General features: G+C 69.8%; 11 protein-coding genes. 3 read left to right on the forward strand and 8 right to left on the reverse strand.

Features of this window, described 5'->3' with window-relative positions; genetic code table 11:
- Positions 1-10: 10 nt before the first annotated feature.
- From O7634_RS09400 to O7634_RS09435, 8 genes are read right to left on the reverse strand one after another with little or no spacing between them, the layout of a single operon-like run.
- Positions 11-994, reverse strand: a complete 984-nt coding sequence (locus O7634_RS09400) for an aldo/keto reductase (protein ID WP_278149745.1) — start codon at positions 992-994, stop codon at positions 11-13.
- The gene (locus O7634_RS09405; protein WP_278149746.1) at positions 951-2,183 is read right to left on the reverse strand and encodes a GNAT family N-acetyltransferase; all 1,233 of its coding nucleotides are present in this window, start codon (positions 2,181-2,183) and stop codon (positions 951-953) included. The genes O7634_RS09400 and O7634_RS09405 overlap by 44 nt, the downstream gene beginning before the upstream one ends.
- Positions 2,183-3,499 carry a diaminopimelate decarboxylase gene (gene lysA, locus O7634_RS09410; RefSeq protein WP_278149747.1) on the reverse strand — a complete coding sequence of 439 codons (1,317 nt, stop codon included), beginning with the start codon at positions 3,497-3,499 and terminating at the stop codon, positions 2,183-2,185. Before lysA ends, O7634_RS09405 begins: the two co-directional genes overlap by 1 nt.
- A 60-nt stretch (positions 3,500-3,559) precedes the next feature.
- Entirely contained in the window at positions 3,560-5,761 is a 2,202-nt protein-coding gene (locus O7634_RS09415; RefSeq protein ID WP_278149748.1) for an ATP-grasp domain-containing protein, read from the reverse strand.
- 54 nt (positions 5,762-5,815) lie between these two features.
- Positions 5,816-7,078, reverse strand: a complete 1,263-nt coding sequence (locus tag O7634_RS09420) for an MFS transporter (protein ID WP_278149749.1) — start codon at positions 7,076-7,078, stop codon at positions 5,816-5,818.
- A gap of 11 nt (positions 7,079-7,089) precedes the next feature.
- On the reverse strand, positions 7,090-8,664 hold the full coding sequence (locus tag O7634_RS09425; RefSeq protein WP_278149750.1) for a cobalamin-dependent protein: 1,575 nt from the start codon (positions 8,662-8,664) through the stop codon (positions 7,090-7,092).
- Positions 8,665-8,680: 16 nt separating this feature from the next.
- Complete coding sequence (locus tag O7634_RS09430; protein ID WP_278149751.1) at positions 8,681-10,234, reverse strand: cobalamin-dependent protein; 1,554 nt, start codon at positions 10,232-10,234, stop codon at positions 8,681-8,683.
- 28 nt (positions 10,235-10,262) lie between these two features.
- The gene (locus O7634_RS09435) at positions 10,263-13,310 is read right to left on the reverse strand and encodes an amino acid adenylation domain-containing protein (RefSeq protein WP_278149752.1); all 3,048 of its coding nucleotides are present in this window, start codon (positions 13,308-13,310) and stop codon (positions 10,263-10,265) included.
- A 463-nt stretch (positions 13,311-13,773) separates the two neighbouring features.
- On the opposite strand from O7634_RS09435, the gene O7634_RS09440 reads away from it, so the two are divergent.
- From O7634_RS09440 to O7634_RS09450, 3 genes are all read left to right on the forward strand, one after another.
- A complete protein-coding gene (locus O7634_RS09440) occupies positions 13,774-14,580 on the forward strand; it encodes a basic amino acid ABC transporter substrate-binding protein (RefSeq protein ID WP_278149753.1) in 807 nt (268 codons plus the stop codon).
- 142 nt (positions 14,581-14,722) lie between these two features.
- On the forward strand, positions 14,723-16,255 hold the full coding sequence (locus O7634_RS09445) for an acyl-CoA carboxylase subunit beta (protein ID WP_278149754.1): 1,533 nt from the start codon (positions 14,723-14,725) through the stop codon (positions 16,253-16,255).
- Positions 16,256-16,333: 78 nt separating this feature from the next.
- Positions 16,334-17,482, forward strand: a complete 1,149-nt coding sequence (locus O7634_RS09450; RefSeq protein WP_278149755.1) for an acyl-CoA dehydrogenase family protein — start codon at positions 16,334-16,336, stop codon at positions 17,480-17,482.
- The last annotated feature ends 41 nt before the right edge of the window (positions 17,483-17,523 follow it).

Here is a 17,523-nt window from a genome sequence, read left to right on the forward strand (position 1 = left end):
GCCACCGCCGCTACTGGGACCACCAGGTCGGCTGACGCGACCAGCGGTGCCGACGCAGGGTCGCCAGCACCTCCGGCTCCAGTGACCTCCCGTCGCTCACCGCGATGTTGCTCTCGACGTGCGCGATCCGCCGCATCCCCGGGATCGTGGTGCAGACCCGACTGTCGGCCAGGATGAAGCGCAACGCCGCCTCCGGCATCGACATCCCGGGCGGCAGGTCCGCGCGCAGCGCCTCCGCCTTCGCGACGCTCTCGGCCAGGTTCTCCGGCACGAAGTACGAGTTGCGCCAGTCTCCCTCCGGCCACGTCGTGTCGACAGTCAACGTGCCGGTCAGCGTGCCCTCGTCGAACGGCACCCGGGCGATGACCGCGACGTCCTGCGCCGTCGCCGCCGGGAACAGCTCGTCCTCCGGGTCCTGGTCGAAGATGTTGTAGATGACCTGGACGGCGTCGATCAGCCCGGTCTCGATCGCCCGTACGCCGTTCCACGCCTCCCAGCGGTTGACCGAGATGCCGATCCCGCCGATCAGGCCGCTGTCCCGCAACTTCGTGAGGGTGTCCTGCCAGCGGCTGTCGTCCGCCCAGGAGTCCTCCCAGACGTGCAGTTGCAGCAGGTCGATCGACTCCAGCCCGAGATTGGCGAGGCTCTTGTGGACGTACTCCTCGATGTGTTCGGGAGGGAAGACGTCGTCGAGCGTCGACTCGCGGGTCGACGGCCACCGCATGTCCTTCGGCGGCACCTTCGTGGCCACGTACAGCCGGGTGTCGGGGTTCGCCCGCACCAGGTCGCCGAGCACCCGCTCGCTGTGCCCGCGCCCGTACACCCAGGCGGTGTCGAAGAAGTTGCAACCCAGGTCGACGGCCCGCTGGAGCGCGGCGACCTTCTCGTCGTCCTCGACGCCGGTCCAGCCGTGCAGGCCGCCGCCGACGCCCCACATGCCGTACGAGACCTCACTTACCTGCCAGCCCAGCCGGCCGAACCTCCGATAGCGCATCGTCGCCTTCCTGCTGCGAGGGGATGGTGGGGGCGGGCCCGCCCCAGATCCGGACCGCCTGCCGGTAGTCCGAACCATCGATGGCGAAGGCCCGGGTCAGCTCGTCGGAGACGTCCGCCGGAGGCCGAACCAGGCCCGCCGTCCAGCGTGGCTCGGCGCCGCGGGCGCGCTTCGCACCGTAGGTGCCGGCGCCGAGATGCACCCCCGGCAGGCCCCGCTCCGCCGCGAGATCGCGGGGACGGTACATGGTCAGGTTGAAGTAGGAGTACGCCGCCGCCCGCTGCCCGAAGCCGGCCGCGCGGACGTACACCCCGTCCGGCCACAGGTAGTTGAGGCTGAACCCGACCGCCTCGTCGCCGGCGAACTCCAGGAGCACCAGGCTGTACGCGTCCAACGCCGGCACCTGGGAGGCGAAGTAGCGGCGCATGTCGGCGTCGCTGTCCGGCCCACCGTACTTGCGCTGGGTGGCGCCGAGCAGTGGAGCGATCACGTCCACGCACTCGGCGAGCCGAACGGTCTCCACCCGGTCCACGGCGTCGTCGTAGCGCCGCCGTTCGCGCCGCCACTCCCGCCGGTCCGCCGCCTCGACGGTCCGGTCACCGCCCGGCGCGGGCAACACCGCCTCGGCCGAGAGCATCGCCGCCACCGGACCGCGGCCGGCCGGGCCGACCGCGCGATGCCACGCCTTCGAGTACGCGGCCACGTGTGCCACTGGCGTGTAGAGCAGTGCGACACAGGCCGCCCCGAGTCGTGCGGCGAGTGCCTCCACCTCGACGAAGAGGGCGGTCAGCACGGCGTCCCGCCGGTCGGCCGGCAGGTCCTTGGAGATGGCGACGGCACCGTGGTAGCCGGCCCGCGAACCCACCAGCAGCGCGGGCAGGAACGCGGCGTGCTCCTCGGCCGACAGCGACCGTTGCAGGTTCTCCTCGGCGATGTGACCCGGGCTGTACGCCAGGTTCATCGACGGCACGCTCGCGCCGTTCCACAGGTAGGTGGCCACCGCCGCGACGATGGCGCCCGAGGCGTCCCGGGCAACCAGGTAGGTGGTGACGAACGACGGGTCGGTCTCGGCCCAGGCCAGCCACGGGTAACCGCTGTAGAACCCCTCACCCTCGGCGAGGTCGTTCCACACCCGTTCGCCGATCTCGCGGATCGAGCGCAGGGCCGTGACCGACACGTCGCCGTCCATCAGCCGTCCCGGTCGCTGCCGTCGTCGAGCAGTTCCAGCGCCACCAGGTCGTCGTACGTCTCCCGCCGTCGGATCAGCGAGACCTGGTCGCCGTGCACGAGCACCTCGGCGGGGCGCAACTGGCTGTTGTAGTTGCTCGTCATCGTCATGCCGTACGCGCCGGCCGTGAAGATCGCGAAGTGGTCACCGGCATTCAGCGTCGGCAATGACCGGCCCCGGGCCAGGTAGTCACTCGACTCGCAGATCGGGCCCACCACGTCGTACGTCGTGAGCCCCGTCAGGCCCGACACGTCACGGGAGGCGGGAACCGACTCGACCGGCGGTCGCACCGGCCACATGAAGTGGTAGCTGTCGTACATCGCCGCGCGGGCGATGTGCGTCATGCCGGCGTCGATCACGGCGAGTTGGTGGTCACCGGCCTGCTTGAGATAGCGGACAGTGCTGAGCAGAATTCCGGCATTGGCGGCGATGGTGCGGCCCGGCTCGAAAATGACCTGACCACCCTGCCGGGTGAAGCCGGTGAGCCGGTGCACGATCACCTCGGCGAAATCGTCCCAGCTCGGCGCGGTGCGGTCGATGTATTCGGCGGGGAAACCGCCGCCCAGGTTGAGCGTCGTGATGCGGTGCCCGGCCGCCTCCAGCCGGCTGACGAGGTCGAGCAGTCGGTCCAGCGCGGTGGCGTAGACCTGCGGGTCGAAGATCGGGCTACCCAGGTGGATGTGGAAACCCTCGATCCGCAGCGCGTCGTCGGCGGCGGCCCGCTCGAACAACGCCCCGGCCCGCTCGATGTCGACACCGAACTTGCCGCCCCGGGTGCCGGTCGTGGTGCGGGCCGGAGTGCGCTGGTCAGGGGCGACATCGGGGTTGACCCGGATCGCCAGCCGAGGACGCGCTCCCTCCTCGCGGGCGATCCGGGACAGCAGCTCGACCTCCGCCTCGGACTCGACGTTGATGCAGCGGATGTTGCGACGGACCGCCTCCCGAAGCTCGCTCTCGGACTTGCCCACCCCGGCCAGCACCGTCCGCTCGCTGTCGATCCCCGCCACCATCGCGCGGTGCAGCTCGCCCCCGCTGACCGCGTCGATCCCGGCGCCCTCCCGCCCGAGCAGCCGGAGCAGATGAACGTTGCCCAGCGCTTTCGCGGAGAAGCAGACCAATGGGCTGACCGGGTCGAAGGCCTTGGCGAATCGGCGATAATGATCAATCAGGGTGCTCGCGGAGTAGACGTATGTGGGTGTGCCGTAGCGCTCGGCCACCGCTGTCAGCGACACTCCTTCGCACCAGAGGGAACCGTCGCGATAGGTGAACTCATCCATCAAATCCTCATTCGGGAGATCAGCGCTCAGGATATCGCCCACCCAACGGGGATCTACCCCTTATCGGGACTCGTACAGGCCGTTGTGTTCGAGAGCGCGAATCCGCTGGTAGTCCTCCTCCAGGCGGGCCGGGTCGTCGGCGATCAGGTAGAGGTGACCGGGTGAGGTGAACAGGTCGACGGTCCGGTGCACGGGGGTGCCCGGCACCAGATCCAACGCCGTACCGCAGAAGATCGACGGGATCTCGGCCAGTCGCTGGGCAGCGCCCTCGGCGACAGTGCCGTCGTACGGCGCCACCAGGCAGACGACCATCAGGGCCCGCTGCCGTTGGTAGCCGGCGCCGATCCGCCGGGCGAAGCGTTCCGGGTCGGTGTACCGCTCGACGGTCAGCGACAACTGGCTCACCCCGGTCGCCCGCTCCGGCCCGGCCGGGGTGACACCGCCCTCCAGGCGCGCGCCGGACTCGATCAGGACCGGTCCCCGGTCGTCCACGAGCAGTTCGGTGTGCGCCGGGCCGGTACGCACGCCGAGCGCGTCCAGCACCCCCTCCACGAACGGCCGAAGGACGCCCTCGGTCTCACCGGTCCCGTCCAGCAGGAGTTGCCTGTCGTACACCGGACGGCCCTCGATGAAGAAGCGGTCGTCGCGCCAGATCTCGTGGATGTGGTGCCGGCCGTCGAGGCTCACGCTGTTGACGAAGTACTGCTGGCCGACGAGTTGCTCCTGCACCAGCAGCGAGTCGTTGGGCTGGCCCATCGCGTTGGTGGCCCCGAGCAGCTTCGCCGTCGCGGATCGGGCCTGGGCCTCGTCCGCGCAGAAGTAGACGCCCTCCGAGCCGGCGCTGGCCGCGGGCTTGACCACCACCGGCAGCACCCGGCTGGCCGTCAGGAAGTCGTCCAGGTCCTCGACGCTGCCCACCCGCGCGCCGAGCGGCACCCGCAACCCCGCGCGGGCGACCGCCTCCATCATCGCGGGCTTCTCCCGCCGGGGTCGGTCGGCCGAGTGGACGTTGCCGGGCAGACCCAACAGGTGCGCGAGGTCGTCGGCCACGTTGACGCCCCACTCGCTGCCGGCGATCACCTCGACCGGGCGCATCGGGGCGAGCAGTTCGGCGGTGGCGTCGAGTGCCTGCGGGGACTCACCGCGCACTGTCAACACGGTCAGGAAGTCGTCGCGGCGCAGACCGGCGGCGTACCGCTCGTTGATGGTGCCGGTGAGGACCGCGACGCAGCGCCGGCCCTGCCTGTTGAAGGCGGGCGCCAGCATCGCGCCGGTCGAGAACGGGTCGACGATCACGACGACCTCACCAGCGGCCACCCCGGCGGCCGGTGGCTGCACGACGGTCTCGGTGACGAACGGGGCATGGTACGGGCGCAGGTCGAGACCGTGGGCCGGGCGGAGCACGTCCAGCCGCATCGGCAGCGGGTCCGCCCAGGTGGCGAGCCGGTCCGGCGGCCGGGCGTAGCAGAGGCTCAGGGCCGGCTCGCCGAGCCGTTCGGTGCTGAGCACCAGTTCCGCCTCGTCGCAGCCGTCGTCGTCGGGGTCGAGGTGGTGCAGCGGCACCGGCACGAAGCCGAGTCGGCTCTTGAAGGTGAACAGGCCGGCCTGGACGATGTGCCCGTACAGGGTGGGGTCGGTGCCGAGCGAGACCCAGGTGAAGGCACGCCGGCGGGCCTCCTCGAACGCCGCCAGGTAGAGCGCCCGGCTGATCATCGCGTGGCGGACCTGTGGCCGGGCGGCCGAGAAGGCCACCCGCATCGCCGGGTCGGACGCGGCGACCCGGCAGACCACACCGGCGGTCAACTCGTCCCCGGTGCGCGCGGAGACGAAGAAGTAGTCGGCGAGCCCGGCCTCGGTGGCGACGACGGAGTGCGCCGCCGGCAGGCCGTGCGGCATGGTGGCGAGCTGCGCGTCGTAGACGGTCAGGAACTCGGCGAACAACTCCGGGGTGAGCCTGGCGTGCACCTCGATGGTGATCGCCTTCCGGTCGACGTACCGCCGTACGTCCCGGAAGTTGCGCCGTTCCGCCTTGGAGAGCCCGGCGAGGAAGTCCTCCGCGTGGGCCGGGGTGCGCCTCCCCCAGGTCACCCACCGCGGCTTGATCCGGAAGCCGGCGGCCTGCAGATTCGCCCAGTGCTCCCGGGGTGGGTCGGTCACGACGACCACGTCCGCGTCGTCCGCCCACCGTCGGTCCAGTGCCTCCTGCGCCGTCACCATGGATCTGCGCAGGCCGTAGTAGTCGTGCGCGCCGTTTCCGGACACGTGCCCCCCCGCTGTTTCCGTCCACCCCGGGCGTTGTTCGACCTCGCTGTCCCGTCACGCTCCGCTGTCGGCAGTGACCAATGAATCGACGGCGCTCAGCGTAGACCGCATCGACAAGACGGCCGCGAACGCGATCAGGGCGGCCGTCGGGGACAGCAGGCGCGCCTCGGTGGGGCCGAGCCAGCCCAGCACCGCCCCCGCCGCGAGCGTCCCGGCCGCGCTGCCCACCGCCATCATCGTCGCCGCGAGGGCGAACGACTCGTTGATCACCGTCTTCGGCACCAGGCTGCCGAGCAGGCCGAACTCCTCGGAGCTGAGCGCCGCCAGCGGCAGACCGGCGAGGAACAGGCAGCCCGCGAGCACCGGCACCGACGTGGCGAAGACCAGCGGCACCATGCACGCGAACGCCACCGCCAGCAGCACGAGGTAGCGGTTGACCGGCAGTCGACTGTGCTGCCGAGCGCCGTACACCAGTCCACCGAGGACGCTGGCCGCCGGGGGCAGCGAGAGCAGCGCCACGCCGGTCGCTGCGGCGTCGCCGTGCGCCGACACGGTCGCGGGCACTGTCACCTCGAGGACGGCGAACGCCGCGGCGGCCCCACCGGCGGCCACCAGGATCGCCACGACCCCGGGGATGCGCCACGGTCTCCGTTCACCCCGGGGGTGGCCGGCGCCGCCCCCGGCCGCGCCCGGCTCGGCGCCGTCGGTTTCCCGACGCATCGTCGCCACGGCCGGCGCGGTGCCGTACAGGAGGGAGCCGACCACGAGCATCCCGCCGGCCAGCAGTGTCGTGGTGAGTGCGCTGAAGACACCTGTCAACAGGCCGGTCAGGGCCGGGCCGATCACGAAGAAGACCTCGACCAGCACCGCCTCCAGTGCGTTGGCGGTGTTGAGCGCCGGGCCGGGCGGCAGGATCAGCGCCCAGGCCGCGCGGACGGTCGAGCCCACCGGGGCCATGGTCAGCGCGACGGGCGCGACCGAGGCCACCAGTAGCCAGGACGGGCCGCTGCCCGCGACAACGAACAGGGCCAGCGCCGCCGTGTGCAGCGCCGCCAGGGTCAGCAACACGACCCGCAACCCGCGCCGGTCGATCAGTCGGCCGTGCAGGGGCCAGGCGACGGCCAGCGCCGCCGAGAAGACGCCGAGGGCCGTCGCGCCGGCCGTGTAGGAGCCGGTCTCGGCGCTGATGTGCAGGAAGATCGCCAGCGGTTCGATGGCCACCGGCAGCCGGGCGAGCATGGCGGGCAGCATCACCCGGGGGACGCCGGGCGTACGCCAGAGTGCGGCGTAACGCCCGACGGCTTCACCCAGTGACATCAGTCACCAGTTCAGACAACGGGGACGGACTCCTTCTGCGCATGCGGCCGGTAGATGCCGTCGTACTGGTCGATGAGGGAGCCGTTCAGCGCCTCGGTGAGCCGGAGGCGTTGCTCGAACAGCTCGTAGTAGGAGAGGTGGTTCGACGGCATCGGCGAGAGGTAGACGCTGATCACTTCCGGCGTCTCCTCGATGTTGAACGATAGTCGATCCGCCTTCTTGCGGAAGTCCGCGGTCCCCGGGAGCAGGGTCCGGTTGAAGACATTGAAGTAGCTGGTCGCCTCGGTGCTGGCCTCGTGGAGCCGGGCCTTGAGTTGCAGGCAGCGGTCGAGGTACATGTCGATCATCGCCTGGTCGTCGTCGTCATGCCCGATCAGCATGTTGAAGGTCAGATACCGGACGCCGAGGTCCAGCATCGAGGTGACGATCTGTAGCTGCTCCTGGAACGGCCGCAGCTTGTTGAACTTCTTGGTGGGCTCGTCGCCGAGGTATTCCAGCGGGATCTGCACCCGGTAGCAGCCGACCCAGCGGTCCCCGCTGGTGTCGTTCCAGAACAGGGTCTCCATCAACTCCCTGTCCACCTCGCCCAGGTCGAGGAACTTGCCGAACTCGAGCCCGTTGGCGAACTCCCAGGAGAAGCCCATCTCGCGGGCCATCCGGAAGATCGCCAGCGTGTCCTCCCGCCCGCTGTCGTGCAGCAGCGTTCCCCGCCCGGAGCGCTGGATCCGGGAGAGCGTGTTGTCCTCCTGGAACAGGATGTTCGAGATCCCCATCGACTTCAGGTACTCGAAGTGCCGGCGTACGACCTCCGGCTTCATGTAGCGGTAGTGCCCGCGCATCGGGGTCGCGCAGAACGAGCACGTCCGGTAGCAGCCACGCGAGGTCTCGAAGCAGGTGAACGGGGGGCGTACCGTCATCGGCGGCTGGCCCTCGCCGGTGTCGTCGTAGACCGACAGGTCGTCGATCAGGTCGAGCGCCATCGGTGGCAACTCGGCCAGGTTCAGCTGGGCGCCACCCATGATGACGAGGCCGTCGCCGACGCGCCGGGTCATCACCATGCTCTCGATGGGCTGACCGGTCGCCCTCGCCTGGATCAGCTTGGCGAAGGTCAGCTCACCCTCGAGCTGGATCACCACGTCGAAACCGTTGGCCAGGTACCACTCCGGTCGCGCGGTGACGTCCATGCCGCCGCCGACGACGAGCGCGTTCGGGTTCACCTGCTTGAGGAACGTGGCGAACTCGGTCACCACCCGCGCCGAGTTGGTGAAGTTGTTGGAGATTCCGATGATGTCGGCGGCACGGGCCTCGTCGGCGTACGCCTCGAACGGGCCGCCGTAGCGGTGGCAGTCGATGGTGCGCGGCCCGTACTGGAACGAGGCGTAGTGCTCCGGTTCACCGGCGTCGACCTGGGTGTCGACGATCTTGAACTCCGCGTCGACGCCCCACTCGCGCAGGTAGGCGCGGGCGCCCGCGGCCAGCGTGACGAGGGCGCTCTTGGGGTTGCGGACACGCACCGGGCTGATGGTCGTGTCCTCGTCGCGGAACGACTGCCCGGGGTACGGGGCGTACAACAGGGTGACGCGCATGGCCGGTACCTCCTGGTCAGCCCGCGTAGATGCCGTCGTAGAGACGGTGCATCTCGCGATCGTTGAGCATGGTCGTCATCTCAAGACGCTTCTGGTAGATGTCCCAGTAGGTGAAGTGATCGGTGTTGATCGCCGACAGGAAGATCCCGATCACCTCCGGGTTCTCGTCGATGTCGAACTGGAGCAGGGAGTGCAGCGTGGTCCAGTCCCGGGCGCCCGGGAGCAGCGACAGGTTGAACACGTTGAAGTACGGCTGGTACCTCCCCTGCCCGACGGACGTCAGCTCCTCCTTCAACCGCAGGCAGTAGTCGGTGAACATGTCGATGCCCTCGCGGTCGTGCTCGGGATAGCCGATGAACAGGTCGTACGTCTGGTGGCCGACGCCGTGGTCGGTGAGCATCGTGGCCAGCACGTCGACCTGCTCGTCGAAGCCGAGCAGCTTCGGGAACCGGCGCTTCTTGACGTTCATGTTGTCCAGCGGGATCTGCACGCGGTAGCAACCGACCCAGCGGCCGTCGACCATCTTGCTGCCGAGCAGGGCGTCGGCGAGTTCGTGGTCGAAGCTGCCGTTCTGCATGAACTTGCCGAACTCGATGCCGTTGGCGAACTCCCAGGCGAAGCCGTAGTCCCGGAACATGTGGAACATCGCGAGCACGTCCTCGCGCCCGGAGTCGTACAGGTAGCGGCCGGTGCCGTTCTGTTGGATCCGGGACAGCGGGTTGTCCTCCTGCCACACGATCGTCTTGATGCCGTACTCCTGGAACGTCTTGAGGTGTTTCTCCATCGTCGGCAGGCTCATGTAGCGGTAGCCGCCCCGGGACGGGGCGGTGCAGAACGAGCACCGCCACGCGCAGCCGCGGGACGTCTCCCAGCAGATGAAGCTGCCCTGCACGCCCTCCGGCGGCGGCCCCTCGGCGGTGTCCGTGTAGACGGAGAGGTCGGGGATCAGGTCCAGGGCCATCGGCTCGATCGAGTCCATCGGAATGGTCTCGCCGGTGTCCACCTTCGTGGGGATGAGCCGGCCCCGGAGCGAGATGTTCGGCACGGTGCCGAGGTCCTGCTTACGGTTCAGCGCGTCGATGATCCGGGCGAAGGTCAGCTCGCCCTCGCCGCGCACCACCACGTCCGCGCCCCGGGCGAGGTAGTACTGCGGACGGGCGGTGCAGTCGACCCCGCCCACCACGACGAGGGCCTTCGGGTTGACCCGCTTGATGTGCTGGGCGAGGTCGCTGACGATGTTCGCGCTGTTGGTGAAGTTGCAGGTGATCCCGTGCACCTCGGCCGAGCGGATCTTCTCGTCGGCCTCCTCGAACGGGGTGCCGTACCGGAAACAGTCCATGATCCGAGGGCCGTACGGCAGCGACTTGTACTTGACCCGTTGCCCACCGAGCTGGAGGTCGATGATCTCGATGTCGCAGGAGTAGCCAAAGTGCGGGGCGTACGCCCGCAGCCCGGCGGCGATGGTGGTCAGCGCGCTCTTCGGGTTGAGTGGCCGCTCGGTGTTGATCGGCTCGCTCTCCCCCTGGAAGATCTGCGAGGGGAAGGGGGCGTAGTAGAGGTTCACCTTCATGGCGTCTCCTGGGCCGGTAGGTCGCGGTTCACTGGACTGTCGCGGTGGACAGGTGCGGACGGTTCACCGACCGGTGGGCCCTCGTGAGACGGTCGATCATCGTGTCGATCTCCGCGTCCCGACGGGTTGCCCAGTCGAGGCCGAGGTCCCGGGCCAGCCGGGCGGCGCGGACCGTGTCGGTGCCGACCAGGGCGTCGTGGCACACCCCGGTCAGTGCGTCGGTCGCCGCGGCGCTGCGGGGCCGAAGAACAGCGAGACAGCGGGCTGTCTCGTCATCGCCGACCAGGTCGGCGGCCCGGTCGAGGAACCGGTCGTACGGGACTTCCGGCAGCGCGCCCGCATCGGTGCGGAGCCGGGACAGCAGATCGGACACCGGCACCGACCCCGGCGCCACCACGTTCAGCACGGTGCCCGGTGGCACCGGGTCGGTGAGCGCGGCGACCACCCGTGCGACCAGGTCGACAGGGGTCCAGTCCACGTGCAGGCCGGTCGGTGGCCGTACGCCGAGCCGCAGGCAGAGCCGCAGCATCATGGTCACCGAGGACCGCGGGTTGGCGTGCCCGGTGCGTGCGTGGGCGGCGACCTCTCCCAGCCGGACGACGGCGCACGGCACACCCTGCTCGGTGGCTGTCCGCAGCAGTTGCTCACCGACCCATTTGGACTGGCTGTAGCCGTCGGGCGGCAGCGCGGACCAGCGCGGCAGGAACGACTCGGCGAGGGGCGCGCCGGGGGCGTGCCGCACCGTTGTCGTCGACAGCGAGATGATCCGCTTGCGGACGTGGGTGCCGGCGAGGTGGATGAGGGTGCGCAGGCCGTGCACGTTGGTGGTGCGGAGGTCGGCGTAGTCGCGCAGGGTGTCGACCCGACCGCCGGCGTCGACGAGGGTGCCGACCTGTCGGCAGAGCCGCCGCCAGTCCGCGGACACCAGCCCGAGGTGGGGCTTCTCCAGGTCACCGGCGAGCGCCGACCATCCGGTCAGTTCGGCCGGTCGGTAGCCGGCGGCCGCCAGCCCGGACGCGACCCGGTGCCGGGCCGCCTCGTCGTCGGTGGCGCGGACCAGGCAGACGATCGGCCGGTCACCGTGTGCCGAGAGCGCGGCCAGCACGTGCGAACCGATGAAGCCGGTCGCGCCGACCAGCAGTATCGATCCCCTGTCGCCCGGCCGCCGGACCCGCATCCGGCCCAGCTCGCCGAGGCGCAGGTCGTCGGCGAGTTCGTGGGGCGCCACCGCGGGCGGGGGCAGCGGGCTGCCCCGCCGGACCAGCTCGGCCTGCGCCGCGATGGTCGCCGAACGGATCAGGTCGCGGACGTCCAGTCGGATTCCGAACGCGCGCTCGAACTCGACAGCGAGTCGGGCCGCCCCGAGCGAGGTGCCACCCAGGCAGTAGAAGTCGTCGTCGTTGGCGCTGAAGCCCAGCACCCGTGCCCAGATCTCGGCGATCCGCGCCTCGACGCTGTCCGCCGGGTAGCCGGCCTCGGGCTCGGCGGTCTTCGGCGCGGTGCCGGCCAGCCGGCGGCGCAGGCGTTCCTGGTCGACCTTGCCGTTGGAGAGCAGCGGCAGGGTGGCGAGGCGGACGAACCTGCCGGGCACCAGCGCGGCGGGGAGCGCGGCCCGGACGTGCCCGCGCAGCGCGTCCTCGGTCACCAGGCGGTCGGCCGAGTAGAAGCAGACCATCGTCGACGACGCGCCGGCGTCGTCGACGATCACCTTCACCTGGTGTACGCCGGGCAGCGTGGTGATCGCGCACTCGACCTCGCCCAGGTCGACGCGCATGCCGGCGATCTGGACCTGCGCGTCGCGGCGGCCGCTGAACATGAGCAGGCCGTCCTCGCGTACCCAGCCGAAGTCCCCGGTGCGGTAGAGCAGGTCGCCGGCGACCTCGTCGTACGGGTTCGGGACGAAGACCTGCCGGGTCCGCTGGACGTCGCCGTGGTAGCCGGCGCCGAGGCAGACGCCGGCGAGATGGATCTCGCCGATCTCGCCCCGGGGGGTCGGGAGACCGTGCTGGTCGAGGAGGAGCACCGACGTGTTGGGCAGCGGCAGACCGAGTGGGATGACCTGGCGGTCGTCGTCGGTCACGGCGTGGAAGACCGAGCCGATCGACGCCTCCGTCGGGCCGTAGGTGTTCGTCACGCGGATGTCGGCGAACATCCGCCGGAAGGCCTGCACCGTGTGCGGTTTGGCGGCCTCACCGCCGATGAAGACCTGACGCATCGACGCCAGCAGGTGCCGGTCCTGTGGGCGGTGCTCCAGGCGTTCGACGAGCAGGTCGAAGATGCTGGGAACGAAGTCGGTCATGGTGACGCCGTGCCGGTGGATCTGGGCCAGCGTCGCGTCGAAGTCGAGGATCCCGGTGCGGTCCGGGATGACCACGGTGCCGCCGCGGGTCAGCGGCCAGAGCAGCTGCCAGATCGACGAGTCGAAGGTGTGCGCCGAGTTCTGCAGGACCACGGCGCCGTCGGCGGCGAACCGTTCGGTCATCGACAGGAAGCGGTTGACCAGGCCGTGGTGCAGGTTGACAGCGCACTTGGGCAGCCCGGTGGAGCCGCTGGTGAAGAACGCGTAGATGGGGTCGTCCGGCCGGGCCCGACCGGTGGTGGGCACCCGGCGGCGGAGCGTGGTCGGCGTCGTCCGCACGTCGATCACCGGCAGGTCGGGCGCGCCGTCCGGTGGCGTCGACCCGACGGCGGCCACCGGGCGGAGCCCGTCGAGCATCCGCACCTGGCGGAGGGTCGGCCAGGTCTTGTCGAACGGCACGAACGCGGCGCCTGACCGCATGGTGCCGAGCATCGCGACGAGGAGCCCGACCCGGTCGTCGAGCAGGAGCGCGACGAAATCACCCTGCCGCGCGCCGACGGCGAGCAGGTCGGCTGTGACGGCGTCGGCCAGCCGGTCCACGTCCCGGTAGGTGAGTGTGCCGGTGGGGTGGATGACCGCCGTGTCGTCGGGGTGCCGGCGGATCGTCTCGTCGATGAGGTCGACGACCGTCTGGTGGATAGGACGTGGCCGGACTGGTCCGTTGAGAAGAGCGCCGAGCTGGGTGGGGCTGGGGCGCTCTGTCCGCGCGATGGTCAAGGTTTTTCTGAGGACACCACGGAGGCACCTCTCCCGAGCTGAAACAATATGCCGTTGCGGCGACACCGTAGGCAGGATTGATAGTCCCCGTTGACTCCAACGCATCGTAACTACGAAGTTTTGAAATTGTCTATGCATCGATAGTGGTGATTTACCACCGCCGAACAGGGCGAAGCGTCGATATCGGTAGTGTCGAATTTGCCCCGGTTGGTCGCTGGTGCGGCACCGGCCCGTCGCCAGGTCGTCAGTTTCCGCGGATAGCAGCGGAAACCCAATGCTGTCAACGATTCTCAGTCCTCGGGACCAACGATCTTGTGGTGTCGATCCCACTGTCGGGGCGGACCCGCCGGTCAGTGCTTTTGGATCTGGTCCGCAATCCTCGGAATCAGGTACGGTCCCACTGCCGCCACCCTGTCCTCCCGATACCTCGGGGAAACGAAGGGGTATGAATGTGATTGTCAACATGCCGGTTCGAATCGTCGGTCTTCTTCTTGGCGTCGGCGCGCTCGCCCTCGGCGCCGGATGCGCCAAAAAGGATCAGGGCGAGGTGCAGGGCAGCGGGGTCAAACTGATCAAGGCGGGCACCCTCACCGTCTGCACCCACCTGCCGTACGCGCCGTTCCAGTCGAAGGACGCCAGGGGCGAGGTGGTCGGGTTCGACGTCGACGTGATGGAGTTGGTCGCCAAGAAGTTGGGCGTCAAGCAGGCGATCGTCGACACGCCGTTCGAGGGCATCAAGTCCGGTCAGGACCTGAACACCGGCAAGTGCGACGCCGCCGCCGCGGGCATGACGATCACCGAGGAGCGGCAGAAGGTGATGGACTTCTCCGTCCCCTACTTCGATGCCACCCAGGCGATGCTGGTCAAGGTCGGCAAGCCGTACCGGTCGCTGGACGACCTGCGGGGCCGCAAGGTGGGCGTGCAGGCGGCGACCACGGGCCGTGACTACGCCCGCGGGTTCGAGAAGGAGAAGGGCCTCCAACTCGTCGAGTTCGAGGACCTCGCCGCCGAGCAGCAGGCGCTCGCCACCGGGCAGATCGAGGCCGCCATCAACGACCTGCCGGTCTGGGCCGAGTACATCAAGGAGAACCCGGGCGGCTTCGAGGTGGCGGCCGAGTTCAACACCGGCGAGCAGTACGGCATCTCGGTGAAGAAGGGCGGCAACCCGGAGCTGCTCAGGACGATCAACGAGGAGTTGACCAGGGCGAAGCAGGACGGCACGTACGACACGCTCTACGAGAAGTGGATCGGCAGGAAGCCGAACGCCTGAGCCGTCCCGCCACGCCGTCCGCGCGCCGCGCGCGGCGGTTGGCCGTCGCGGCTTTCCCGGGTACGTTAGCCTAACGATCGTTTAGGTCGGTCGGCGTGCCCAGCGCGGCTGCCGGCCGGGGTGGCGGCAGTAGGGGGTCGGCGTGACGCTCGACGGTGAGGCGCTGGAACAGCTGCGCAAGCGGGCCCGGTCCGGCGGCGCGGACAAGTACCACGCCGCCAACGCGGCCAAGGGCAAGCTCTTCGCCCGGGAGCGGGTCGCGCTCCTGGTCGACGAGGGTTCGTTCGTCGAGGACGGCCTCTACGCCAACGCGCTCGCCGACGGGTTGCCCGCCGACGGCGTGGTCACCGGCACGGCCACCATCGACGGCCGGCAGGTCTGCCTGATGGCCAACGACTCCACGGTCAAGGCCGGCAGCTGGGGCGCCCGCACCGTCGAGAAGATCATCCGGATCATCGAGCGGGCGTACGGCGCCGGCGTGCCGATGGTCTACCTGGTCGACTCGGCCGGCGCCCGGATCACCGACCAGGTCGACCTCTTCCCCGGCCGCCGCGGCGCCGGCAAGATCTTCTGGAACCAGGTCCGCGCCTCCGGCTCGATCCCGCAGGTCTGCGCGCTGTTCGGCCCGAGCGCCGCCGGTGGGGCGTACATTCCGGCGTTCTGCGACGTGGTGGCGCTCGTCGACGGCAACGCGAGCATGTATCTCGGCTCCGATCGCATGGTCGAGATGGTGACCGGCGAGAAGACCACCCTGGAGGCGATGGGCGGGGCCAGGGTGCACACCGCCGAGTCCGGCGTCGGGCACTTCCTCTGCAAGACCGAGGCCGACGCGCTCGACGTGGTGAAGACCTACCTGTCGTACCTCCCGGCGAACTGGACCCAGACGCCGCCGGCCGCGCCGGCCGTCCCCGCGCCCGCGAAGGCCGACCTGGCCGCGCTGGTGCCGGCCAGCGAGCGGCAGGCGTTCGACATGCGGCGGTACGCCAGGGGCCTGCTCGACGAGGGTTCCTTCTTCGAGATCCAGGCCCTCTGGGCCAAGGAGCTGACCATCGGCTTCGGCCGCCTGGACGGGCAGGTCGTCGGCGTGGTCGGCAACAACTCGATGTTCAAGGGCGGCGTGCTCTTCGTCGACTCGGCCGACAAGGCCACCCGCTTCGTGCAGCTCTGCGACGCGTTCAACGTGCCCCTGCTGTTCCTCAGCGACGTGCCCGGGTTCATGGTGGGCAGCGCCGTGGAGAAGCAGGGCATCATCCGGCACGGCGCCAAGATGATCACCGCGATCTCCGAGGCGACGGTGCCGAAGATCTGCGTGGTGGTCCGCAAGGCGTACGGCGCGGGCCTCTACGCGATGGCCGGCCCCGGGTTCGAGCCGGACGCCACCATTGCGCTGCCGACCGCGAAGATCGCGGTGATGGGGGCCGAGGCCGCTGTGAACGCCGTCTACGCCAACAAGATCGCCGCTATTCCGGACGAGGACGAGCGGGCCGCCTTCGTCGCCGCCAAGCGCGCCGAGTACGAGCAGGACATCGACGTCGTCCGGCTCGCCAGCGAACTGGTCGTGGACGCCATCGTCGAGCCGCACGACCTGCGCGCCGAACTGGTCCGGCGGTTCGCGGCCGCGCGGACGAAGGACCGGCACTTCTCCCGCCGCAGGCACGGCGTCACCCCGGTCTGACAGTCGACCACCGCCCCACAGCGACCCCGTCCCGGCGTCACGAGCGCCCGGGGCGGACCGTCCTTACAGGAGGATGAGATGGACTTTCGGCTCACCGACGAACAAGCGGCGCTGCGGGAGAGTGTGCGGGAATTCGCGCGCGAGGTCGTCGCCCCGGTCATCGCCGAGCACTACGAGAAGCACACCTTCCCGTACGAGGTGATCCGGCAGATGGGCAAGATGGGCCTTTTCGGCCTGCCCTTCGACGAGGAGCACGGCGGCATGGGCGGCGACTACTTCGCGCTCTGCCTGGCGCTGGAGGAGCTGGCCCGGGTCGATTCCAGCGTGGCCATCACGCTGGAGGCGGCGGTCTCGCTGGGCGCGATGCCGATCTACCGCTTCGGCACCGCGGAGCAGAAGGCGACCTGGTTGCCCCGGCTGCTCAGCGGTGAGGCGCTCGCCGGCTTCGGGCTAACCGAGCCCGGCACCGGCTCGGACGCCGCCGGCACCCAGACGCGGGCGGTACTGGACGGCGACGAGTGGGTGATCAACGGCTCGAAGGCGTTCATCACGAACTCGGGGACCGACATCACGGCGATGGTCACCGTCACCGCGGTCACCGGCACGAACCCGGACGGCTCCAAGGAGCTGTCGACGATCATCGTGCCGACCGGCACTCCCGGGTTCACCGTCGCGCCGGGCTACTCCAAGGTGGGCTGGACCGCCTCGGACACCCACGAGCTCACCTTCGACGACTGTCGGGTGCCGGCCGCGAACCTGCTGGGCGCACGGGGTCGGGGCTTCGCCCAGTTCCTGCGCATCCTGGACGAGGGCCGGATCGCCATCGCCGCGTTGGCGGTCGGGCTCGCGCAGGGCTGCGTCGACGAGTCGATCACGTACGCGAAGGAGCGGCACGCCTTCGGGCAGCCGATCGGCGCGAACCAGGCCATCCAGTTCAAGATCGCGGACATGGAGTTGAAGGCGCACACCGCCCGGTTGGCCTACTACGACGCCGCCGCGCGGATGCTCGCCGGTGAGCCGTTCAAGCGGCAGGCGGCCATCGCCAAGCTGCACGCCAGCACGATCGCCGTCGACAACGCCCGGGAGGCCACCCAGATCCACGGCGGCTACGGCTTCATGAACGAGTACCCGGTGGCCCGCTTCTGGCGGGACTCCAAGATCCTGGAGATCGGCGAGGGCACCAGCGAGGTGCAGCGGATGATCATCGCTCGCGATCTCGGTCTCTGACCGGTTCAGCGCGGCCACTCCACCGGCCGTACCGGGTGGGC

The organism is Micromonospora sp. WMMD1120, assembly GCF_029626235.1.
Classification (GTDB): domain Bacteria; phylum Actinomycetota; class Actinomycetes; order Mycobacteriales; family Micromonosporaceae; genus Micromonospora.